We start from the raw sequence: 21829 nt of genomic DNA, 5'->3' as shown, positions 1-21829 counted from the left end.
GGTATGGGCTGCGCGCAGCCCCTCATCAGGATTGTGGAATCTTTAAATTTTGCCCCAGCATTACGTTGCTCGACTTCATGTTATTCGCCTGCATGATGGCTTTCGGGCTGACGCCGTACTTCGCGGCAATCGCCGTCAGCGAATCACCGCGCACCACTTTGTGCCGCGCCGGACGGCTGGCCGCGGTGCTGACGCCGGAACCGGCCGGCACTTTCAGCCGCTGGCCGACCCACACCACATCGCGCTTCAGGTTATTCAGCTCGCGCAGCGTTGCCATGCTGACACCGTATCGCGCGGCAATGCCGGATAGCGTCTCGCCGCGCGTCACGGTATGGCGCTGGGTAGCACCGGTATACTGCACGGTGCCGGTGGCCGGGTTGCTGGCGACGCTAACCGCTGGTGCGCGATCCAGCGGCCGGTTTTCCTCCTTTGGGACCGATTGCAGCGGATGCGCGAGGAAATAGTTACGCAGTCCTTTGTAAATCGACTGGGCAATCTTTTCCTGATACGCGCTGCTGCCTAGCAGCCGCTCCTCCCCGGCGTTACTGATAAAGCCGGTTTCAACCAGTAAAGAAGGGATGTCCGGCGAACGCAGCACGCCGAGGCTGGCATGTTCCGGCAGACGTTTGTGCAACGGCGTTACGCCGCGCAGCTGCTGCAGCACTTTAACCGCCACGTCATAGCCGACGCGCTGTGAATGGCCAAACTGCAGATCCAGCACCGCCTGGCTCAGGTAGGGATCGGCCTGGCTGTTCGCCAGCAGATCGCCCGCGCCGCCCAGCAGCTCAGACTGTTTCTCTTTCTGCTCCAGCCAATTAGCCATTTCGCTGTTGGCGCGACGGTTGGACAGCACCCAAACCGAAGCCCCGGTAGCAGAGTGATTCGGTGCGGCGTCGGCGTGAATCGATACCAGCAGGTTAGCGTTCTCTTTACGCGCCACCTCGGAACGGCCCATCACCGAAATAAAGTAGTCGCCGTTACGCGTCAGCACCGGTTTAAACATCGGGTCCTGATCCATCAGCGCCTTGAGCTTCCGCGCGATGGCGATGGTGACATTCTTTTCATGTAAGCCGTGCTGGCCCGACGCGCCAGGATCCTGACCGCCGTGTCCGGCATCAATCGCCACGATCACCGCATCATTACGGCTGACAGCACCGCCCGGACGTACCGTGGTGTTGCTGCTGGTCACCGCCGTCACCGGATTGGCGTTGAACGGATTGCCCTGGCTGGTTGTGGCGCTGTCGCTCTGGCGCGCACGCGTCACCGGTGCCGCCGCGGTGGTGCGTCTGGCCGGCTGGGTGCCGCTGATGGTGAAGACCACGCGGTACTGATTGCCGTCGCGCTGCGTACTGGCGCGCGTTTTCGCCGCCTGGGTCAGCTCAAACACCAGCCGGATGCTTTGCTTATCCTTCGGCTGGCTATTACGAATCCGTTTAACGATGTTTTCGCCGCTAAAGTTGAGCGGCAGCCCCTGAATATTGCCGCTCTGGCGAATATCCAGCACCACCCGGTTCGGGTTGTGCAGCGGAAAGAAGCCATACACCGGCTGGCCGTTGAAGCTCAGGGTCACCGTCGCCTGGCTGTCGCCGTTATCGACTTTGATATCCGATAGTGTCGCGGCCAGCGCCGACGAGGAGAACAGACACAGCAGGGCGAGCATCATCCCGGTAACGCGTGACATCATGCCGGTTCCCTGCCCTGCTGAAACTGCTGCAGCAGCGTATCGCCCAGCGGCGAATGCGCGCTGATTTCCGCTGCGCGCGCGCTGGCAACGTAGCTTAGCGTCAGTGCCAGATCCGGCTCTGGCAGCACACCCGCGCCCTGCTGCGGCCACTCAACCAGGCACAGCGCGTCGCCGCTGAAGTAGTCACGGATGCCCATAAACTCCAGCTCTTCCGGGTCGGCGAGGCGATAGAGATCGAAATGGTACAGACTGCGGTCGCCCAGCTGATAGGGCTCAACCAGCGTATAGGTTGGACTTTTGACGTTGCCCTGATGGCCAAGCGCCTGCAAAAAGCCGCGGCTGAAGGTGGTTTTACCGGCACCCAGATCGCCATACAGATAGATCACCACCGCGCTGCTGCAAACGCGGGCCAGTTGCGCACCCAGATTCAGGGTTGCCGCCTCATCGGGCAAAGGAATAACACAGGTCTTCATGCTTTATTGTTGGATCATCTCTGGATTAACAAACTGCCACAGCAGTGCGAACAAATCAGTGGCTAACATGCCGCGCGTCCCGCGCTGTCGCGCTACCGCATCCGCCGCGGCACCGTGCGCGACACAGCCCGCACAGGCGGCGTCAAACAGCGTGGCCTGCTGGCCCAACAGGGCGGCGATAATACCGCTCAGCACATCGCCCATACCGCCGGACGCCATGCCTGCATTGCCGACATCCGCAATCGCCATGTCGCCCGTCGCGCTGGCAATTACCGTACCAGCACCTTTCAGCACCACCACGCCGCCGTAGCGGTTTGCCAGGGTCTGCGCGGCGTGTAAGCGGTCACTCTCAATCTCTGCGGTTTTCACCCCGAGCAGGCGTGCTGCCTCGCCGGGATGCGGCGTAATGATGCGATTCTGACGGTTATCTGCATTGATTGCCAGCAGGTTAAGCGCATCAGCATCCCAAAGCATCGGCTTTTCACTCAGTGCCACCTTTTTCAGTGCCTTCTGAGCCCATTCACGCTGGCCAAGACCGGGGCCGATGGCGATGACATCCGCCCACGCCAGCGCGTCGTCCAGCCGCGCGTCGCTCAGGGCATCCACCATCAGCTCCGGTCGTGCGCTGAGAATCGGACCAATATTATCTTCATGCGTTAACACCCGCACAAGCCCGGCACCGCTGCGCAGCGCCGCTTCGCCGGTCATGCGGATCGCGCCGGCCGTGCCGCTGTCGCCACCAACCACCAGCAAACGGCCGTGATCGCCTTTGTGCGAGGTGGCTTTACGCGGCTTCAGCCAGCGCGGTAAATCCGCTGCAGCGTAGCGATGAATCGGCGCCGGCTCGCCAGCCAGAAACGCGTCCAGACCAAGCGTCGCGCAATGCAGCACGCCGACGTGGTCACGCGCTTTGCCGGTGAGCTGACCGGGCTTCAGCGCAATCATACTTAACGTACAGTCCGCCACGACCGCCGCCCCTGGCGTGGTGCCGGTCGCCGCCACCAGCCCGGAAGGGATATCGACGGCAAACACCGGCGCGGCGTGCGCATTGATCTGTTCGATCAGCGACTGATAAGGCGCGGCAGGCGCGCGATTCAGCCCGGTGCCCAGCAGCGCATCAACAATCACGTCGATGTGTTCCGGCCAGGCAGCGTCGGCGGCATGAATTATGCCGCCCGCCGCCAGCCAGCCGTCGCGCGCCTGCTGTGCTTCTTCCGGCAGCGGACGTTCGCTGTCACAGGCCAGCAGCGTCACGCTCAGCCCGGCGGCATGCGCCAGCCGCGCCACCACGTAGCCATCGCCGCCGTTATTACCGTGGCCGCATAAAATCAGCCAGTGCTGCGCCTGCGGCCACTGCTGGCGAATCCGTTCATAGCTGGCCTGCCCGGCGCGCTGCATCAGTTCATACAGCGTCAGGCCCAGGCTATCGGCGGCGTCGCACTCCAGTTGCGGCATGGCCTGCGCAGGCCAGACAGAGTGTGGTAAACTGCGTGCGTTTGCTTCAATTGCCTGGTCTCTCATGTCATACCCTCTCGATCTTCAACAGCTCGCTCAACAGATTAAACAGTGGGGGCGCGAACTCGGCTTTCAGCAGGTGGGTATTTGCGATACCGACCTGAGCGCCGAAGAGCCGAAACTGCAGCAGTGGCTGGAGAAACAGTATCACGGCGAGATGGACTGGATGGCGCGTCACGGCATGATGCGCGCCCGTCCGCATGAACTGCTGCCCGGCACGCTGCGCGTGATCAGCGTACGCATGAACTATCTTCCGGCCAAAGCCGCGTTTGCCAGCACGTTAAAAAACCCGCAGCTGGGTTATGTCAGCCGCTACGCGCTGGGCCGCGATTACCACAAAGTATTGCGCAATCGACTGAAAAAGCTCGGAGAAAAAATCCAGGCCCACTGCGGCGAACTCAATTTTCGTCCGTTTGTCGACTCCGCGCCAATTCTGGAGCGGCCGATTGCCGTCAAAGCCGGACTTGGCTGGACCGGCAAACATTCGCTGGTGCTGAATCGCGAAGCCGGTTCGTGGTTTTTCCTCGGCGAACTGCTGATTGATCTACCGCTGCCGGTGGATGAGCCGCAGCAAGAGCAGTGCGGCCGCTGCGTCGCCTGCATGACCATCTGCCCGACCGGCGCCATCGTCGAACCTTATGTCGTCGATGCGCGCCGCTGCATCTCCTATCTCACCATTGAACTGGAAGGCGCCATTCCCGAAGCGCTGCGCCCGCTGATCGGCAACCGCATTTACGGCTGTGACGACTGCCAGCTGATCTGCCCGTGGAATCGCTATGGTCAGCTGACCGACGAAGAGGATTTTTCGCCGCGCGCGGTGCTACACGCGCCGCAGCTGGTCGAACTGTTCGGCTGGGATGAAGCCCGTTTTCTGCGCGTCACGGAAGGCTCCGCCATTCGCCGCATCGGCCATCTGCGCTGGCTGCGTAACGTAGCGGTGGCGCTGGGTAATGCGCCCTGGGCACCCGCGAATCTCACGGCATTAGAACAGCGGCGCGGTGAACATCCGCTGCTGGATGAGCACATTGACTGGGCGATAGCGCAGCAGCGGCAAAAGCGCGCGGCGCAGGTGGTAGAGGTGCAATCGGCACAGCAGCAGCGGCTGGTGCGCGCCGTCGAGAAAGGGTTACCGCGTGATGCATGATTGAGCAATCGCGCAGGATATTATGCTTTTCCACATGCTGTGAATAAAATTATTTCCCCGAATAGTGACGTGGATCGTTATTTCGTCTAAAAGGGGCATTCACAGTCTGAAATATCATTTACCCAATAAAAAACATAGGGTTAGATAATTACTGTAAACATTTACGTCGGGTTTTGCGCGCAGGGGCTTGTCCAGAGCTTGTGGATAACTCTGTTCAAAACGGTTTTGCAGATAGGGTAAAACGCCGTCAGCACGTTGCGGGCGCATTGTGGATAACCTGTAAGATTACTGCAACAGACGCAGACATCCTCGGCACTCACGCGGCGTGCAAAATTTCCAGATAACAAACGGAACCGCACAGGTAAAACGACTGCAGCAGTTGTATGTCTGATTGTGCCCGGGGGCAAATAACTTTAGTGAATATGAAAATCTGGAGCGGGAAACGAGACTCGAACTCGCGACCCCGACCTTGGCAAGGTCGTGCTCTACCAACTGAGCTATTCCCGCATAATCTTCGTATTTTAGTCTGCCACGGCGTTGGCTGCCTTCGCTCACCCAGGTTACTTACTCGTGTAAGCTCCCAGGGATTCGCTCAGTTGCCGCCTTGTTGCAAACTCAAATACTCGATTATGTACCGGCATTCTTAAGTCACAACAACCGCAAAAAGACTAAATCCGTGATTTGGATGGCGTACTGCAACAGAGACTGGAGCGGGAAACGAGACTCGAACTCGCGACCCCGACCTTGGCAAGGTCGTGCTCTACCAACTGAGCTATTCCCGCATAATCGTCGTCTTTCATTGCGCTGCGGCGTTAACGGCCTGGACGCGGCTGAAATCCTTGATTCTGATGCATTACTTTTTATTGCACGTTCTGGAGCGGGAAACGAGACTCGAACTCGCGACCCCGACCTTGGCAAGGTCGTGCTCTACCAACTGAGCTATTCCCGCATCATTGTCTTTCAATCTGCTGCGGCGCTGACCGCCTTAGCGCAACTGAACTACCTGATTCAGAACATTTGTTACTTTTACTGCTCCGTACCTGCTGTAAATTCTTCACCGGTACGGGGTGCGCATTATACGAGAAATCCTTCCCGCCGCAAGCGTTGCAAAGCAAAATTTTGCGCTTTGCGCGCGTTTGCTGTTTTAATCGGCAAACTGCTGCTTTCCTGCGCACCCGCGTTGATTTACAGCTGCAGGAAGTGCTCGCGGTAGTAGGCCAGCTCGGCAATGGACTCGCGAATGTCGTCCAGCGCCTGATGCGTACCGGCCTTTTTAAAGCCTGGCAGAATCTCTGGCTTCCAGCGGCGCGCCAGCTCTTTCAGCGTGCTGACATCCAGATAGCGGTAGTGGAAATAGGCTTCCAGCTCCGGCATGTACTTAAACAGGAAGCGGCGATCCTGGCCAATGCTGTTGCCGCAAATCGGTGAGGTGTTGGCCGGAACCCACTGCTGCAGAAACGCAATCGTCGCCTGCTCCGCCGCACGATCGTCATGCTGGCTGGCCTTTACGCGCGCAACCAGCCCGCTATTGGTGTGGGTGCGCACGTTCCAGTCATCCATCAGCGCCAGCTGCGCATCGGACTGATGCACCGCCAGTACCGGACCTTCGGCCAGAATGTTGAGGTTGGCGTCCGTTACAATGGTGGCGATCTCAATAATGCGATCGCGCTCCGGATCCAGTCCGGTCATTTCCAGGTCGATCCAAATCAGATTGTTTTCATTTCCCGCTGTCATGCATTTCCCGCCTGTTGCCAAAGTCGTCATTAGCCTGAATTAAGGTGTATCATAGACGTTTTGCCCAGCGGGGCGAAGCCTGGCGAAAGCGTGAGAGGATGCGTGAGCAAAAATAAATTGTCGAAGGGTCAACAACGTCGCGTCAGCGCCAACCATCAGCGTCGTCTGCAGCAACGGAACGAAAAGCCGGAACCGGACGACAGCCTGTTTGGTGAAGCCTCTGAGGGCGTAGTAATCAGCCGCTTTGGCATGCACGCGGATGTGGAAGACAGCGCCGGCGAGGTGCATCGCTGTAATATTCGCCGCACTATTCGCTCGCTGGTCACCGGTGACCGCGTAGTGTGGCGCGCCGCCGGCGAAAACGGTGGCAAAGGTATTGTTGAAGCCGTGCACCCGCGCCAGACGGTGCTGACGCGCCCGGACTTCTATGACGGCGTGAAACCGATCGCCGCCAACATTGATCAGATCATTATTGTGTCGGCGATCCTGCCGGAGCTGTCGCTTAACATTATCGATCGTTATCTGGTGGCCAGCGAAACGCTTGGCGTGGAGCCGCTGCTGGTTCTGAATAAAACCGATCTGCTGGATGAGGACGCGCGGGCGTTTGTCGACGAGCAGATGGATATCTACCGCCACATTGGCTATCGCGTACTGATGGTGTCGAGCCGCGCCAAAGACGGACTGAAGGATCTGGAAGCGGCGCTTACCGGCCGCGTCAGCATTTTTGCCGGCCAGTCCGGCGTGGGCAAATCCAGCCTGCTGAACAACCTGCTCGGCCTCGACCTGGCAGGTGATGAGATCCTGACCAATGATGTGTCGGACGTGTCCGGCCTCGGCCAGCACACCACTACCGCCTCACGGCTGTATCACTTCCCGCACGGCGGTGATGTCATCGATTCACCCGGCGTACGCGAGTTCGGTTTGTGGCATCTGGAGCCGGAACAAATTACCCAGGGATTTGTCGAATTCCGAGAGTTTCTCGGCGGTTGCAAGTTCCGCGATTGCAAGCACGACAACGACCCGGGCTGCGCCATCCGCGAAGCGGTGGAGAACGGTATCATCGACATTTCACGCTTCGATAACTACCACCGTATTCTGGAGAGTATGGCGCAGGTAAAAACGCGTAAAAACTTTTCCGCCAGCGAAGATTAACGGGTACAACGGCACATTCGCCAACTGACCGGGGCGCTGCTACAATCCGCCCCCTTTTGTGTAAACCAAACGTTATTAAGCCAGGAGGCAACGGTGTTTGATCGTTTTAAACTCGGCCTGAATCACATTCTGCCTAAAAAAGCGCTGACCGAGCTCGCCGGTTGGGGCGCCAGCCGCCGCGCTGGCTGGCTGACCAAAGCGGTCATCGACATTTTTGTCTGGTTCTACAAAGTGGATATGGCGGAAGCCAGCAAGCCGCACACCGGCAGCTACCGCACCTTTAATGACTTCTTTGTACGCCCGTTAAAAGAGGGGGCACGCCCTATCGATCCGGACGCTTCGCTGCTGGCCTTGCCAGCGGATGGCGCCATCAGCCAGCTGGGCCGTATTGCTGGCGATCAGATCTTCCAGGCCAAAGGCCACACCTACTCGCTGCAGGCGCTGCTGGCCGGCAATGACGATCTGGCGGAAAAATTTGTCGACGGTGAGTTCGTTACCACGTACCTTGCGCCGCGCGACTACCACCGCGTGCACATGCCGTGTAACGGCATCCTGCGCGAAATGATCTACGTGCCGGGCGATCTCTACTCGGTTAACCCGCTGACCGCGCGCAACATCCCGAACCTGTTTGCCCGTAACGAACGCGTGATCTGCGTATTCGATACCGATCACGGCCCGATGGTGCAGATCCTCGTGGGCGCCACCATCGTCGGCAGCATCGAAACCGTCTGGGCCGGCACCGTGACGCCGCCGCGCGAAGGGGTGATCAAACGCTGGCGCTACCCATCGGCCGATCATGATGGCGCGGTCGTGCTGCTGAAAGGTCAGGAGATGGGCCGCTTTAAGCTGGGCTCGACGGTGATCAACCTGTTTGCGCCGAACCGCGTTAAGCTGGCTGAAAGCCTTGAAGCCGAAAGCAAAACCCGCCTGGGTCAGCCGCTGGCTATCGCCCTGCCGCAGCCCGGCGACAGCGCTCCGCTCATCGACTAATTCCGGGAAACACCGCCGTGCGCGCCTCTCTTTTTCTGCTGCTGAGCCTGGTGCTCAGCAGCACCGTCTTTGCCGCCACCGTTCCACCCGCCAGCCAGCTGAAACAAGATCTGGAAACGGCGAAATCCGCGAAAAGCTCGCCCAGCCAGGCCGAACAGGTGCAGGCGCTGGAAGCAGCAATTAACTTCCTGTCCGAACGCGACGACTCGCTGGAACGGGCGAAACAGTATCAGCAGGTAATCGATGATTTCCCGCGGCTGGCCCGCGAGCTGCGTCAGCAAATCGCCACGCTGACCGACAGCAGCAAGCCGGTGCGTAGCAACATGAGCAATGCCGAGCTGGATCAGGAGATCCTGCAGGTTAGCAGCCAGCTGCTGGAGGAGAGCCGCCAGGCGCAGCAGGAGCAGGATCGCGCCCGCGAAATCAGCGATTCTCTGTCGCAGCTGCCGCAGCAGCAGACCGATGCGCGGCGCGCCATGACCGAAAGCGAACGGCGCGCACAGGGCGTGGCGGCTGCCGCTACCCCGCTGGCACAGGCGCAGATTTATGCGCGTCAGACCGAGAGCGCTGCCAGTAAAGCGCGGGTAGATGAGCTGGAGCTGGCGCAGCTGTCCGCCAATAACCGTCAGGAGCTGGCGCGCATGCGCGCGGAAGTGCATCAGCGCAAAGCCACCCAGCTGGATAACTATCTGCAGGCGCTGCGCAATCAGCTCAACAACCAGCGCCAGCGCGAAGCCGAACTGGCACTGGAGCGCACCGAACAGCTGGCGGAAAACAGCGGCGATTTGCCGGCCTCCATCAGCGATCAGTTCCGCGTTAACCGCGAGCTCTCCGCCGATCTGAATCAGCAGGCGCAGCGTATGGATCTGGTGGCCTCGCAGCAGCGTCTCGCCACCAATCAGACATTGCAGGTGCGCCAGGCGCTGAGCACGCTGCGCGAGCAGTCACAGTGGCTGGGCGTGTCAAATCTGCTGGGTGAAGCGCTGCGCGCGCAGGTGGCGCGCCTGCCGGAGATGCCGAAATCCCAGCAGATCGACAGTGAAATGGGCCAGCTGCGCGTGCAGCGGCTGCATTATGAAGACCTGCTGGAGCGCCAGCAGGCGCTGCGCAAAGAGAAACAGGCGGACGGCACGCCGTTCACCAGTGAACAGACGCGCATTCTGGATGCCCAGCTGAAAACCCAGCGTGAACTGCTGAACTCACTGATTTCCGGCTGCGACACGCTGATTCTGGAAATCACCAAGCTGAAGGTTTCCAATACGCAGCTGCAGGACGCGCTGAGTGAAGTTAAAGAGGCGACGCACCGCTATCTGTTCTGGACCGCCGACGTTAGTCCGGTTGGCCTGAAATATCCGCTGGACGTGGCCACCGACCTGACGCGCCTGCTGTCGCTGGACACGCTGGGCCAGCTGGGCAAAGCGCTGGCGATGATGTTCACTAACCGCGAAACGGTGCTGCCGATTATTGGCGCCATTTTGCTGGTGGGCTTTAGCATCAGCACACGTCGTCACTACAACGCCTTTATGGCGCGTGCGGCCAGCCGCGTGGGGAAAGTGACGCAGGACCGCTTCAGCCTGACGCTGCGCACCGTCTTCTGGTCGATTCTGGTCGCGGTGCCGCTGCCGGTGCTGTGGGCCGCGCTCGGCTTTGGCCTGCAGCACGCCTGGCCTTACCCGTTTGCCGTAGCGATTGGCGATGGCATCACTGCCACCCTGCCGCTGCTGTGGGCATTCATGATCAGCGCGGCTTTTGCCCGTCCTGACGGCCTGTTTGTCGTGCACTTCCGCTGGCCGCAGGCGCGGGTCGCGCGTGCCATGCGTTATTACTCACTGACGGTCGGCCTGATCGTACCGCTGATTATGCTGCTGATTGCTTTCGCCAACCTCGACGATCCGCAGTTCTCCGCTACGCTGGGGCGCCTGTGCTTTATTCTGATCTGCGGGGCGCTGAGCATTGTCACCGTCAGCCTGAAACGCGCCGGTATCCCGCTCTATTTAGATAAAGAGGGCGACGGCGACAACTTCGTTAACCGGATCCTGTGGAACCTGATGATCGCCATCCCGCTGGTGGCAGCGCTGGCCTCCTGCATTGGCTATCTGGCCACCGCGCAGGCGCTGCTGGCGCGTCTGGAAACCTCGGTCGGCATCTGGTTCTTCCTGCTGGTGATTTACCACATCATTCGCCGCTGGATGCTGATTCAGCGCCGCCGCATCGCCTTTGACCGCGCGCGCCAGCGTCGTGCCGATATGCTGGCCAACCGCGCGCGCAGCGAAGAGGAAAAAGAGCAGCAGTCTGCCGTCAGCACCGATACCGTGGAAGTCGAAGAGCCGATTATCGATCTGGATGCGATCAGCGCGCAGTCGCTGCGGCTGGTCCGCTCGATTCTGACGCTGATTGCGCTGGTGTCGGTGATTGTGCTGTGGTCTGAGATCCACTCCGCGTTCAGCTTCCTCGACAACATCCCGCTGTGGGATGCCAGCACCACGGTGCAGGGCGTCGAGAGCGTACAGCCCATTACGCTGGGTGCCGTGCTGATCGCCATCCTGATCTTTATCATTACCACCCAGCTGGTGCGCAATATGCCGGCGCTGCTGGAGCTGGCGCTGCTGCAACACCTCAGCCTGTCGCCCGGTACCGGTTACGCCATTACCACCCTGACCAAATACGCGCTGATGCTGGTCGGCGGTCTGATTGGTTTCTCGATTATTGGCGTGGAGTGGTCAAAACTGCAGTGGCTGGTAGCGGCGCTGGGTCTGGGGCTGGGCTTTGGGATGCAGGAGATCTTCGCTAACTTTATCTCCGGCCTGATCATCCTGTTTGAGAAACCAATTCGTATTGGCGATACCGTGACCATTCGCGATTTGACCGGCAGCATCACCCGCATCAATACTCGCGCCACCACCATTACCGACTGGGACCGCAAAGAGATTATCGTGCCGAACAAGGCCTTTATCACCGAGCAGTTCGTCAACTGGTCGCTGTCGGATTCGGTGACGCGCGTGGTGCTGACCATTCCGGCACCGGCCCACGTTAACAGCGAAGAGGTGACGACCATCCTGAAGCAGGCGGCCGATCGCTGTACCTACGTGCTGGATATGCCAGCGCCGGATGTGTTCCTGGTGGATCTGCAGCAGGGCATTCAGCTGTTTGAGCTGCGCGTGCACGCGGCGGAGATGGGCCATCGTATGCCGCTGCGTCATGAGCTGCATCAGCTGATTCTGCGCGGCTTTGAAGAGCATGGCATTGAGATGCCGTTCCCGCCTTTCCAGGTACGGATGGAAACGCTGGGGCGCAAAACGCCCGCCAGCAACGGTTCGGCTGCCAGCCGGACTTTCAAATCCGGTGGCCTGTAAAACAAAACGCCCGGCATGCGCCGGGCGTTTTTTCTTTACGCGCGGGTTACTTCACAAACTCTTCGCCCTGCGCGATATCTTTTTTCAGCGTATCCAGCATGCCGTTGAGCGCCTGCTGTTCGAAATCACTGAGCGGCCCGAGCGGACGGCGTTCGGCGATACCGTTTTTGCCCAGCAGCAGCGGCTGCGAGAAGAAGCGCGCGTACTCGCCGTCGCCTTCCACATAGGCGCACTCTACGACATTGGCTTCGCCCTGCAGTGCACGAATCAGCGACAGACCAAAGCGCGCCGCCGCCTGGCCCATCGACAGCGTCGCCGAGCCGCCACCGGCTTTGGCTTCCACCACTTCGGTACCGGCATTCTGAATACGTTTCGTCAGGTCGGCGATCTCCTGCTCGCTGAAGCTGACGCCTTTAACCTGCGACAGCAGCGGCAGAATGGTCACGCCTGAATGCCCGCCGACCACCGGCACTTCAATCTCCGTAGGCTGTTTGCCCTTCAGGGCTGCGACAAAGGTGTTGGCGCGAATCACATCCAGCGTTGAGACGCCAAACAGCCGGTTTTTATCGTACACACCGGCTTTTTTCAGCACTTCGGCGGCAATCGCCACCGTGGTATTTACCGGGTTAGTGATGACGCCAATCAGCGCTTTTGGCGCGGTGGTCGCCACCTGTTCAATCAGGTTACGCACGATACCGGCGTTGACGTTAAACAGATCGGCGCGGTCCATGCCAGGTTTGCGTGCCACACCGGCCGAGATCAGCACCACATCGGCGCCGTGCAGAGCCGGCGTGGCATCTTCGCCACTGAACCCTTCGACTTTCACGGCAGTAGGAATGTGGCTGAGATCAACCGCGACGCCTGGCGTCACCGGGGCAATGTCATACAGTGAGAGGGCTGAACCTGCGGGTAATTGGGTCTTGAGCAGCAGAGCGAGTGCCTGGCCAATACCACCAGCTGCACCGAGAACGGCAACTTTCATCCTGAACTCCTTATTAAGGTGGGGCAGAGATATGCCGGAAATCCATCAGGTTACGAGTTTAATCAACTTCTCAGGCGATAGCGACACACCTGTCGCGCAATAACATTACGCCGCAATCGGCTCCCGAGACATCTCCACTTCAGAAGTCGCCTGAATGATCCAGTCGCAGCCAGAAGACTATGGACGGCAATGATCATCGTTTTGTTGTTACCACTTCAATAATATAACAACTTTGCAACCTTCGCTTTGCGCGCCAGCGCGCGATTTTGGTGCAGGATAAAACTCTGTTATCATGCCCGCCCCACACGCGCATGCCGTGAATTCACGCATCCGCTTATTGCATAAAAATTCATCTAAATGCATAATAATTTATCTGCGACGGGCCTGTTGCCTGCTGCAACCCTCTTTTATTGGTAGCTTATGCGAAACCCATCTAAACAAGACGATCTGATAAAGGCGTTCAAAGCCTTACTGAAAGAAGAAAAGTTCAGCTCTCAGGGCGAAATTGTCCAGGCGCTGCAGGAAGACGGCTTCGGCAACATCAACCAGTCAAAAGTTTCTCGTATGCTGACCAAGTTTGGCGCGGTGCGCACGCGTAACGCCAAAATGGAGATGGTGTACTGCCTGCCAGCCGAACTGGGCGTGCCTACCACCACCAGTCCGCTGAAGAATCTGGTGCTGGATATCGACTATAACGATGCGCTGGTAGTGATTCATACCAGCCCGGGCGCAGCCCAATTGATCGCCCGCCTGCTCGACTCCCTCGGCAAAGCCGAAGGCATCCTCGGCACCATCGCCGGTGACGACACCATCTTTATTACGCCAGCGCGCGCCTTTACGGTGAAGCAGCTGTATGACGCCGTGCTGGTGTTATTCGAACAGGAACTATAAAACCCTGTCTGTTACCGGCGGTTCACCTGCCGGTAACCTTGCCTGCCCGCCCGCGCTTATCCCGCTGTTTTATCGCCAACACCTTACAAAATAACTGCTTAGCCATATTCCGCCGGGTTCTCAATGCGGGGAACTATTGGTACGACCTTTTCGCCTGCTTAACCCTTTGCGCTATTTTACGCTGCTTTACAATTAGTGCTTAGCGGTTATCTCTTGCTTTTAGCTCGCAGCCAGCTTGATCAACCACATTGTTTCGCACAAAAAGATAATTTGATGCAGATCATTGTTTTTGCATGAAAATACACCCTCCTGGTTAAGATCCAGGCGGTTTTAATAACTTTGCGTTATAAAAATGTGCCATAAGGATAAAGAATTACAACCAATCATTATTAGCGGGATATTAATTTCATGGGTGATTAGATCTATACTTCTTTTCGTGATGCAAATCACACGAAATCAAAAAGAGAAAAACAGAAGACGAGGAAAAATACCATGAACGTTAAAACTACTATCGCCACCCTGAGTGTTCTATCTGCCCTGTCATTTGGTGCTTTCGCCGCAGATTCTATCAACGCCGAACAGGCAGCGAACCTGCAGCCGGTCGGCACCATTAGCGTCAGCGGCATTGGCGGCTCACCGATGGATATCCATCAGCAGCTGAACGCCAAAGCTGAAGCGCAAGGTGCTAAAGCCTATCGCGTTGTTGAGGCTTATAACGACAACAGCTACCACGCAACCGCGGAACTTTATAAATAAGTTTGCCGGAACAAGATGCAGTGTGAACGGCGACCCGTTTGAGAGGCGTTTGCCTCTCAGGTTGCCCACCCCATTTCAGGAGAGTGAATCATGAAAACCAAATTATCTATTGCTGTACTGAGTCTGGCTTCCGTTCTGTCTTTTGGCGCCAGTGCTGCCACCCTGGTAACAAACACCCAGGCTGAAAATCTGCAGCCGCTGAATCAGACCATTAGCGTGAGCGGCGTCGATGGCGACCAGACCAATATCCGTCAGGAACTGTCCCAGAAAGCCGATGCTCAGGGTGCCAGCCATTACCGCATCATTGAGAACAATCAGGACAACACTTTCCACGTGACGGCTGAACTGTACAAATAAACTTTAACTATCGATCCGGCGTTATGCAGTCGCCGGGAGAAGATCGACGACCCGCTTACCCTCTTCGTGCCGCAGGTTGTTGATTCTAATGAGGAGACGAATTATGAAAATCAAAACAACCATCGCAACCGCTACGCTGCTTTCTCTGTTCGCTTTTGGCGCTTCGGCTGCCCAACTGGTAACGGATGAATCCGCGCAGAATCTGCAATCTACCGGCCAGACCATTACCGTTAGCGGAACAGGCGGCTCACCTATGGATTACCGCGCTCAGCTTTCTCAGAAAGCCGATGAGCAGGGTGCCAGCGCGTATAAAGTGATTGAAGCGCGCACTGGTGACAGCTATCACCTGACTGCAGAGCTGTACAAATAATTCCTCGTCAATTCTGACGAACCCTTTGGCCCCGCCTGCCGGGGCCCTTTTTGGTTGTGCTACTGAACATTAAAGCGGAGCTGGCCTTCCAGCTCCTCTTCTGCCTCATCGAATAGCAATATCAGCGCACCATAGCGGCGTTTCTGCCCTTTCCCCAGATTGATGAACGCAATTTCCAGCGGCAACGGGATCTGCTCGCCGATGATCATTTCCCACAGATCGTCCAGATCGTGAATGGTGCGATCCGCCAGCGCGAAACGTTCGCAAAACTGACGGTAGAAATGAGCCTGATCGACGATTTCATTGAAGTCGAAACGCTCGGTTCTCATGGTGACATCCTCTCGCTACGCCAGACCGCCGAGGTGCAGCGCTTTGACTTCCAGATACTCTTCCATGCCCAGCACCGATCCTTCGCGTCCCAGTCCGGACTCTTTCACGCCGCCAAACGGTGCCAGCTCGGTCGAGACCGCGCACTCATTGATTCCAATCATGCCGGCTTCCAGCGCCGCCGAAACGCGGAACACGCGCTGCAGATTCTGCGTATAGAAGTAAGCCGCCAGACCGTATTCGGTATTGTTGGCGCGCGCGATCACCTCAGCTTCATCGTCAAAGCGGAAGCAGGCGGCCACCGGACCGAAGGTCTCTTCCTGCGCCAGCTGCATCTCTTCATGCGCATCGGCAATCACCGTCGGCTGCCAGAAGTTGCCGCCCAGCGGATGGCGCTCGCCGCCCACCAGCAGTTTCCCGCCTTTGCTCAGCGCATCTTTGACATGCTCTTCCACTTTCTCCACCGCGGACGCCTCAATCAGCGGCCCGACCACCACGCCCGGCTCCACGCCATTGCCCACTTTCAGTTTGCCCACCGCCTCAGCCAGCTGATGCACAAAGCGGTCGTATATTGCGTTGTGGATATAGAAGCGGTTAACGCTGACGCACACCTGGCCGGCGTTGCGGAATTTGTTGGCGATAGCCCCCTGCACCGCCGCGTCGATATCGGCATCGTCAAAGACGATATAGGGCGCGTTGCCGCCCAGCTCCATCGAGACTTTCTTCATGGTTTCGGCCGCGTTCCGCATCAGCGTTTTCCCCACCGCGGTGGAACCGGTAAAGGAGATTTTACGCACCGCGCGGGAAGCCATAATGGCGTCGCTGATGGCGTGCGTGTCGCCGGCTACCGCGTTCAGCACGCCGTCCGGCACGCCCGCCTTTTGTGCCAGCGCCACCAGCGCAAAGGCGCTGAGCGGGGTGTTATTGGCCGGCTTGATGATGCCGGTGCAGCCGGCCGCCAGCGCCGGGCCGAGTTTGCGCGTCAGCATCGCCATCGGGAAATTCCACGGCGTGATGGCAGCGACCACGCCAATCGGCTCGCGCGTCGCCAGAATGCGTGAACCGGCTTTGGCCGGCGGGATAATTTCGCCGTTGGCGCGCTTCGCCTGCTCGGCAAACCATTGAATAAAGCTGGCGGCGTACTCTACTTCCCCCTCGGCTTCCTTTAGCGGTTTGCCCTGCTCGGCGGTCATCAGCTGGCCCAGCCAGCTTTTGTGCTCAATGATCAGCTGGTACCAGCGATAAAGGATTTCGCTGCGCTGTTTGGCGGTTTTGTCGCGCCAAGCCGGAAAAGCGCGCTGTGCGGCGGCAATCGCCTGTTCGGTTTCAGCCTTGCCGGCTTTCGCCACCTGCGCCAGTACCTCGCCGGTGGCCGGATTGGTGACATCAAAGGTGCTGCTGGCGGTGTGCCACTGGCCGTCAGCGAAGTAGCCAGTGTTGAACAGTTCGTGTTGTTGCAGGGAAGTGGACATCGTTATTCTCCTGTCAGTGAGCATCCTGTCAGGAAAGTATAGATGGCAATAATCGGGCAATGAGGGTCAGCGTGGCATCAGGCCAGCCGCTGCGCCAGGCAGCGGCCAGTTTCAGATTTGGATGAGGGTGTTCTGGTACTTATCCAGCATCATCGACAGCCGTTTCACCGGTTCCGTCACGCTGGCCGGGGCGGCATAGTGCTGCAGCTTCTGCTGATAAACGTCCAGCTCCTGCAGCAGGCGCTCAAAGTAGTAGCGCCGTTTATCATCGCTGCTGGCCGCAATAATGCGGTCGGCGGTGGCGCGCAGCTGGCGGTGATACGCCGACAGATCGGCATTGACCGGTACCTCCGCGTTGCGCAGGCGCTGATGACCAATAATCAGCGTGAGCGCAATCCGGTATTTGTCGATATCGCCAGGGAACAGATTAAGCAGCAGGAACAGCTGCTGATAAAGCGCCGGTAAATGGTTCTCACGCCGACGCGCCTGATTGGTGGTCAGCGCGGCCACCGCAGCATACATAAAGCGATTCAGCAGCTTGCGTCCGGTGCGGGCTTTGGATTTGTCACGAATCAGCAAAATCACCATCATCGCCACAAAGCTGCCAATCCACTGACCGAGCGCGTTGTCGAGAAACACGTTGAACTCAAACTTCATCGGGTTATCCAGCACCAGCACGTTGATGGTGCCGATCAGCGCGCCCAGCGTACCAATCTGCCGCCGCTGTACAAAGATGCCGCCGATAAAGCCGAGTGCGCCAATCGCGATACACAACAGCAAGGCACTTTGCTGGGTGCCCGGCAATACCCAGATGAAGTAGAGCATGCCCAGCGGCACCGCAAAGGCCATGCCGTAGAAGAAGTCTTTCGCCATCATCAGCGGATTCGGCATACGCATCGCCAGCGCGGTAATCACCGCCAGCATCACCATGCAGCCGCTGCCGGAAGTCCAGCCGGTATATAGCCAGAACAGCGAACCGAGCGCGGTAGCGACAAAGGTGCGCACGCCATTGATCATCGCATGATGCGTTTCCGCTGAGCGCGCCTGGATCACCACTTCACGCTGCAGAATGCTCTCCTCCAGCGTGGTGATACGGCTGTTACTTTTGACGCCATTGATCAGCAGCAGATATTCGGTCGCCGCGCCGACCCAGCTGGCCAGGGTAAACGGCACGCTTTTACTGCTGACGCCAATAACGCGGCGCATCAGCTTCATGCGCTTATGCACGTCGCTGACGCTGGTTACCTCTTTTTCAATCAGCAGGCGATACTGCGGTGGGATGTAATCCGGGCGCGAATTCTGAATCAGGAAGGTCTCAGCGGCCTGAGTAATCAGCGTCAGCGATAGCGTGTTGAGCATTTGCAGCCGGCGGCTGGTGTTGCTCCAGCGCGACGACTCCATCAGCAGCTGGCTACGCATGCCGTTGAGCGCGGTCGTGCGGCGCACCAGCGCGCTCCAGGCTTTGTCGACTTCCTCTTTATCCTCGTGCGCCACGCACAGCTGCAGCAGGCGGTAGTGCGCTACCAGCAGCGCATCCACTTCCGCATCAATCACTTTCTTGATCGAGCGCGGAGAGAACAGCATGTCGGCGAGAATGGCGCACAGAATACCGAGCACAATTTCGCTGCAGCGCTCCACGGCGAACTGCGGCGCCAGCGTCAGGCCGCCGCTGGCATCCGCGGTCACCACGATGATCAGCGCAGTGTAGCCGGCGAGGCCCAGCGCGTAGGAGTTTTCGACTTTAATCAGCGATGAGAGCCAGACGCACATGCCGGCCCACAGGCAGCACAGCAGCAGCATCACCACCGGCGCGCGCACCGTCGCAATCATGATGGTGAGTGCAGCGATACAGCCGATAAAGGTGCCGATAATACGCAGAACGCCACGGTAGCGCAGCGCGCCAGAGTAGGGATCGCCGCCCGCGGCAAAGGCGGTGCCGCCAGCCACGATGCCGGCGGTCATCACCGCCCAGCGCGGCGTTTCCAGATTGAAGTGAAAGCCAATCATCAGCGCCGCCACCAGCGCGAAGGTCAGCTTTACCGGGAAACGCAAAAACTCAATCATAACGCCCCCGCTTAACCAAACTCACGCAGGCGGTTGAACAGCTGTGCCATCGGCGACACTTTGGTCTGGCGGTCTTTATCACCGGTGATCACCACGGTGGCGGTGGTCCCCGCCGGGAAGCGGTTGCCGGGTTGATCGTCAAGGCGAATACGCACCGGTACGCGCTGCGCCAGACGCACCCACTCGAGGTTGGAGTCCACGGTGGCCATGCCTTTACTGTCAACGCTGCTGCTGCTGTTGGTCACGCCAGCCGCGATGCTGTCAACCGTGCCGCGCAGCACCGTGTTGCTGCCCAGCGGAGTAATTTCCGCGCGGAAGCCGGGACGCACGCCATCCAGCTTGGTCTCTTCCATGTAGGCCAGCACGTAGAATGAGTGCTGCTGCACCAGCGCCACGGCCACCGAGCCGCGCGTGATGAATTCACCCTGATAGACGTTGAGGTTGGTGACCCAGCCGTCGGACGGCGCTTTGATGGTGGTGCGATCGAGGTCGATCACCGCCAGATCGCGCGTCGCCACCGCTTTGGCCAGCTGATGTTCGCTGGTCTGCAGGTCGCTGTTCGACTGCTCAATGGCTTCACGCGACATCGCGCTGGTACCGAGCTGGTTACGGCGCGCCGCTTCACGGCGTTTTTCGCTGACCAGCGCCTGGTAATATTCGACATCCGCCTGCGCCTCATCCAGCGCTTTCTGGTAGCGCGGACGGTCAACGATAAACAGCGTATCGCCTTTTTTCACCAGCTGGTTGTCGTGTACCGGGACGTCGGTGATCAGTCCGGTCACGTCCGGAGAAATCGCCACCACGTCGGCGGAGAATTTGGCGTCACGCGTCCACGGCGACTCGGTATAGAACACCCAGGCGCGGAAGATGATAACAACAGCGATGATAACCAGCAGGAGCGTAATGGCGTAACGCGCGATTTTTCTTATAAGCGCTTTCACTTAAAACCTCAGACGAATAGACGGGATACAAGGTAAAACACACAGCAATACAGCGCTGTGTTAAAAAGTGCCGGATGCCACACCAGATCGTAAATCCCGCTGGGCGTCAGCACGCGTTTCACCAGCCAGAACAGCGCCAGCGAAACCAGTAGTTCAATGAAGATGGGCGGAAAAGACAGCCCGAATACGACAAATACCGGAAGCACACTCATTTCGGTTCCTTAGTTCGACCTTGCCGGATTGCACCGATACCTGCCCTCATGCCCTCTGGCACGTCGGGTTGATGATAGTGGGGTGACGGATAATCTGATGACAACATTCAGGCCGCGTTGAGCTAATCATAGCGTATCATCGGGTAAACACTGCCGTGTTCAGGTGCGGTGAAGAGACCCAGCGTGCGTATAGTAACGCGCTTGACTATACGTTTTCTACATATTGTGAGCTAAATCACTTTTTAGCCAGAGTAAACAATGGAACGACTCAAAGGCATGTCCATTTTCGCCAAAGTGGTTGAATTGGGCTCATTTACCGCCGCCGCACGCCAGCTGCAGCTCAGCGTCTCGTCAATCAGCCAGATTGTTGCCAGACTGGAAGATGAGCTGCAGGTGAAGCTGCTTAACCGCAGCACCCGCAGTCTGGGCCTGACCGAAGCCGGTAAGATTTATTATCAGGGCTGCCGCCGCATGCTGGCAGAGGCCTCGCAGGTGCACGAACAGCTGTACGCCTTCAACAACACGCCGATCGGGATTTTACGCATCGGCTGCTCAACCACCATGGCGCAAAATGTCCTGTCCGCCATGACCAGCGAGATGCTGCACGAATACCCGGGACTGAGCGTCAACCTGATGACCGGCATACCGGCGCCGGACCTGATTGCTAACGGGCTGGATGTGGTGATACGCGTCGGTGAGCTGCAGGATTCCAACCTGTTCTCGCGCCGGCTGGGCGCCATGCCGATGGTGGTATGCGCGGCGAAGAGCTACCTGGCCCAGCACGGCACGCCGGAAAAGCCGGCTGAAATCGACAACTTTTCCTGGCTGGAGTACAGCGTGCGCCCGGATAACACCTTCGAGCTGGTGGCGCCGGAAGGCCTGGTGACGCGCCTGACGCCGCAGGGGCGTTTTGTCACCAATGATTCTCAGACGCTGATTCGCTGGCTGAAAGCGGGCTGCGGTATCGCCTATGTGCCGCTGATGTGGGTGATTGATGAGATCAACGCCGGTGAGATCGATATTTTGTTCCCGCAATATCACTCGGAGCCGCGCCCGGTGTATGCCGTCTATACCGAGAAGGATAAGCTGCCGCTCAAGGTGCAGGTGTGTATCAATTATCTGACCGAGTATTTCAGGCAGGTGGCGAGGCAGTATCAGCAGCACCGCAAAAGTTAGCCGCCGTCTGGCGCTGGTGTGGTCGGCCTGAAGGGCGCATACGGGAAAATGCGGGGCAGTTATGCATGCCAGGTCACCCTGAAAGGTGACCTGGCAAAACAATTGCGTAATGCCGATCAGTTAAGTACCAAATTCAATTACCGCAGATTTCGTAGCGGCGCGATTAATCGCGCGTACTACTAGCAGCACCGTTCCCATCCATGCTTCGCGCAATAAATTGCGCCGCTACCAAAGTG

Annotated in this window: 19 protein-coding genes and 3 tRNA genes; 9 read left to right on the top strand and 13 right to left on the bottom strand. The window is 58.4% G+C overall.

The window, feature by feature from the left end; genetic code table 11:
- Nucleotides 1–25: 25 nt before the first annotated feature.
- From amiB to nnr, 3 genes are read right to left on the bottom strand one after another with little or no spacing between them, the layout of a single operon-like run.
- The gene (amiB, locus tag C1N84_RS01920) at nucleotides 26–1684 is read right to left on the bottom strand and encodes an N-acetylmuramoyl-L-alanine amidase AmiB (protein ID WP_394541703.1); all 1659 of its coding nucleotides are present in this window, start codon (nucleotides 1682–1684) and stop codon (nucleotides 26–28) included.
- Nucleotides 1681–2157, bottom strand: coding sequence for a tRNA (adenosine(37)-N6)-threonylcarbamoyltransferase complex ATPase subunit type 1 TsaE (gene tsaE / locus C1N84_RS01915; RefSeq protein WP_059012451.1), 477 nt, complete (start codon nucleotides 2155–2157; stop codon nucleotides 1681–1683). The genes amiB and tsaE overlap by 4 nt, the downstream gene beginning before the upstream one ends.
- 3 nt (nucleotides 2158–2160) lie before the next feature.
- A complete protein-coding gene (gene nnr / locus C1N84_RS01910) occupies nucleotides 2161–3678 on the bottom strand; it encodes a bifunctional ADP-dependent NAD(P)H-hydrate dehydratase/NAD(P)H-hydrate epimerase (RefSeq protein ID WP_264441921.1) in 1518 nt (505 codons plus the stop codon).
- Here nnr and queG point away from each other — a divergent pair.
- A complete protein-coding gene (queG, locus tag C1N84_RS01905; RefSeq protein ID WP_104188193.1) occupies nucleotides 3677–4816 on the top strand; it encodes a tRNA epoxyqueuosine(34) reductase QueG in 1140 nt (379 codons plus the stop codon). The two genes, nnr and queG, sit on opposite strands and share 2 nt — an antisense overlap.
- A 431-nt stretch (nucleotides 4817–5247) precedes the next feature.
- Here the strand turns inward: queG and C1N84_RS01900 are convergent.
- From C1N84_RS01900 to orn, 4 genes are all read right to left on the bottom strand, one after another.
- Nucleotides 5248–5323 (bottom strand) — tRNA-Gly (locus C1N84_RS01900).
- A 199-nt stretch (nucleotides 5324–5522) separates the two neighbouring features.
- Nucleotides 5523–5598: transfer RNA gene (locus C1N84_RS01895), tRNA-Gly, on the bottom strand.
- A 91-nt stretch (nucleotides 5599–5689) separates the two neighbouring features.
- A tRNA-Gly gene (locus C1N84_RS01890) sits at nucleotides 5690–5765 on the bottom strand.
- A gap of 236 nt (nucleotides 5766–6001) precedes the next feature.
- Nucleotides 6002–6550: an oligoribonuclease gene (orn, locus tag C1N84_RS01885; protein ID WP_021508132.1), complete on the bottom strand. Its 549-nt coding sequence runs from the start codon at nucleotides 6548–6550 to the stop codon at nucleotides 6002–6004.
- A gap of 102 nt (nucleotides 6551–6652) precedes the next feature.
- On the opposite strand from orn, the gene rsgA reads away from it, so the two are divergent.
- The 3 genes from rsgA to mscM all read left to right on the top strand — a co-directional run bounded on the left by rsgA (nucleotide 6653) and on the right by mscM (nucleotide 12045).
- Nucleotides 6653–7702, top strand: coding sequence for a small ribosomal subunit biogenesis GTPase RsgA (rsgA, locus tag C1N84_RS01880; protein WP_325971535.1), 1050 nt, complete (start codon nucleotides 6653–6655; stop codon nucleotides 7700–7702).
- A gap of 93 nt (nucleotides 7703–7795) precedes the next feature.
- A complete protein-coding gene (gene asd, locus C1N84_RS01875) occupies nucleotides 7796–8692 on the top strand; it encodes an archaetidylserine decarboxylase (RefSeq protein WP_021508134.1) in 897 nt (298 codons plus the stop codon).
- Nucleotides 8693–8709: 17 nt separating this feature from the next.
- Nucleotides 8710–12045: a miniconductance mechanosensitive channel MscM gene (mscM, locus tag C1N84_RS01870; protein WP_127834644.1), complete on the top strand. Its 3336-nt coding sequence runs from the start codon at nucleotides 8710–8712 to the stop codon at nucleotides 12043–12045.
- Between the two features lie 46 nt (nucleotides 12046–12091).
- On the opposite strand, the gene mdh is transcribed toward mscM, so the two are convergent.
- Entirely contained in the window at nucleotides 12092–13027 is a 936-nt protein-coding gene (gene mdh, locus C1N84_RS01865) for a malate dehydrogenase (RefSeq protein ID WP_241798578.1), read from the bottom strand.
- 420 nt (nucleotides 13028–13447) lie between these two features.
- On the opposite strand from mdh, the gene argR reads away from it, so the two are divergent.
- The 4 genes from argR (at nucleotide 13448) to yhcN (C1N84_RS01845) (ending at nucleotide 15401) form a co-directional block, all read left to right on the top strand.
- Nucleotides 13448–13918, top strand: coding sequence for a transcriptional regulator ArgR (argR, locus tag C1N84_RS01860; RefSeq protein ID WP_021508137.1), 471 nt, complete (start codon nucleotides 13448–13450; stop codon nucleotides 13916–13918).
- A 492-nt stretch (nucleotides 13919–14410) separates the two neighbouring features.
- Nucleotides 14411–14674: a peroxide/acid stress response protein YhcN gene (gene yhcN / locus C1N84_RS01855; protein WP_021508138.1), complete on the top strand. Its 264-nt coding sequence runs from the start codon at nucleotides 14411–14413 to the stop codon at nucleotides 14672–14674.
- 90 nt (nucleotides 14675–14764) lie between these two features.
- Nucleotides 14765–15031, top strand: coding sequence for a YdgH/BhsA/McbA-like domain containing protein (locus C1N84_RS01850; RefSeq protein ID WP_021508139.1), 267 nt, complete (start codon nucleotides 14765–14767; stop codon nucleotides 15029–15031).
- Between the two features lie 103 nt (nucleotides 15032–15134).
- Nucleotides 15135–15401 (top strand): peroxide/acid stress response protein YhcN, encoded by a 267-nt coding sequence (gene yhcN / locus C1N84_RS01845; protein ID WP_021508140.1) that lies wholly within the window; start codon nucleotides 15135–15137, stop codon nucleotides 15399–15401.
- Between the two features lie 59 nt (nucleotides 15402–15460).
- Here the strand turns inward: yhcN (C1N84_RS01845) and C1N84_RS01840 are convergent, their stop codons facing one another.
- The 5 genes from C1N84_RS01840 to aaeX all read right to left on the bottom strand — a co-directional run bounded on the left by C1N84_RS01840 (nucleotide 15461) and on the right by aaeX (nucleotide 20417).
- Entirely contained in the window at nucleotides 15461–15730 is a 270-nt protein-coding gene (locus C1N84_RS01840; RefSeq protein WP_021508141.1) for a barstar family protein, read from the bottom strand.
- Between the two features lie 15 nt (nucleotides 15731–15745).
- Nucleotides 15746–17200 (bottom strand): NAD-dependent succinate-semialdehyde dehydrogenase, encoded by a 1455-nt coding sequence (locus C1N84_RS01835; protein ID WP_264441919.1) that lies wholly within the window; start codon nucleotides 17198–17200, stop codon nucleotides 15746–15748.
- A 111-nt stretch (nucleotides 17201–17311) separates the two neighbouring features.
- Nucleotides 17312–19264 (bottom strand): p-hydroxybenzoic acid efflux pump subunit AaeB, encoded by a 1953-nt coding sequence (aaeB, locus tag C1N84_RS01830; protein ID WP_021508143.1) that lies wholly within the window; start codon nucleotides 19262–19264, stop codon nucleotides 17312–17314.
- Between the two features lie 11 nt (nucleotides 19265–19275).
- Complete coding sequence (gene aaeA / locus C1N84_RS01825) at nucleotides 19276–20205, bottom strand: p-hydroxybenzoic acid efflux pump subunit AaeA (RefSeq protein ID WP_058759877.1); 930 nt, start codon at nucleotides 20203–20205, stop codon at nucleotides 19276–19278.
- 8 nt (nucleotides 20206–20213) lie between these two features.
- Nucleotides 20214–20417, bottom strand: a complete 204-nt coding sequence (gene aaeX / locus C1N84_RS01820; RefSeq protein ID WP_021508145.1) for a p-hydroxybenzoic acid efflux pump operon protein AaeX — start codon at nucleotides 20415–20417, stop codon at nucleotides 20214–20216.
- A 258-nt stretch (nucleotides 20418–20675) separates the two neighbouring features.
- Here aaeX and aaeR point away from each other — a divergent pair, with 258 nt between their 5' ends.
- Nucleotides 20676–21593 (top strand): HTH-type transcriptional activator AaeR, encoded by a 918-nt coding sequence (aaeR, locus tag C1N84_RS01815; protein WP_058771467.1) that lies wholly within the window; start codon nucleotides 20676–20678, stop codon nucleotides 21591–21593.
- Nucleotides 21594–21829 lie beyond the last annotated feature (236 nt).

The organism is Pantoea sp. SGAir0418, from assembly GCF_043529865.1.
This window is presented reverse-complemented; position numbering and strand designations above follow the sequence as displayed.

Excerpts from the sequence above, each read along its gene's own strand:
- amiB (WP_394541703.1), bottom strand. The coding sequence starts at position 1,684 with ATGATGTCACGCGTTACCGGGATGATGCTCGCCCTGCTGTGTCTGTTC.
- tsaE (WP_059012451.1), bottom strand. The coding sequence starts at position 2,157 with ATGAAGACCTGTGTTATTCCTTTGCCCGATGAGGCGGCAACCCTGAAT.
- queG (WP_104188193.1), top strand. The coding sequence starts at position 3,677 with ATGTCATACCCTCTCGATCTTCAACAGCTCGCTCAACAGATTAAACAG.
- nnr (WP_264441921.1), bottom strand. The coding sequence starts at position 3,678 with ATGAGAGACCAGGCAATTGAAGCAAACGCACGCAGTTTACCACACTCT.
- orn (WP_021508132.1), bottom strand. The coding sequence starts at position 6,550 with ATGACAGCGGGAAATGAAAACAATCTGATTTGGATCGACCTGGAAATG.
- mdh (WP_241798578.1), bottom strand. The coding sequence starts at position 13,027 with ATGAAAGTTGCCGTTCTCGGTGCAGCTGGTGGTATTGGCCAGGCACTC.
- argR (WP_021508137.1), top strand. The coding sequence starts at position 13,448 with ATGCGAAACCCATCTAAACAAGACGATCTGATAAAGGCGTTCAAAGCC.
- yhcN (WP_021508138.1), top strand. The coding sequence starts at position 14,411 with ATGAACGTTAAAACTACTATCGCCACCCTGAGTGTTCTATCTGCCCTG.
- C1N84_RS01850 (WP_021508139.1), top strand. The coding sequence starts at position 14,765 with ATGAAAACCAAATTATCTATTGCTGTACTGAGTCTGGCTTCCGTTCTG.
- yhcN (WP_021508140.1), top strand. The coding sequence starts at position 15,135 with ATGAAAATCAAAACAACCATCGCAACCGCTACGCTGCTTTCTCTGTTC.
- C1N84_RS01840 (WP_021508141.1), bottom strand. The coding sequence starts at position 15,730 with ATGAGAACCGAGCGTTTCGACTTCAATGAAATCGTCGATCAGGCTCAT.
- C1N84_RS01835 (WP_264441919.1), bottom strand. The coding sequence starts at position 17,200 with ATGTCCACTTCCCTGCAACAACACGAACTGTTCAACACTGGCTACTTC.
- aaeB (WP_021508143.1), bottom strand. The coding sequence starts at position 19,264 with ATGATTGAGTTTTTGCGTTTCCCGGTAAAGCTGACCTTCGCGCTGGTG.
- aaeX (WP_021508145.1), bottom strand. The coding sequence starts at position 20,417 with ATGAGTGTGCTTCCGGTATTTGTCGTATTCGGGCTGTCTTTTCCGCCC.
- aaeR (WP_058771467.1), top strand. The coding sequence starts at position 20,676 with ATGGAACGACTCAAAGGCATGTCCATTTTCGCCAAAGTGGTTGAATTG.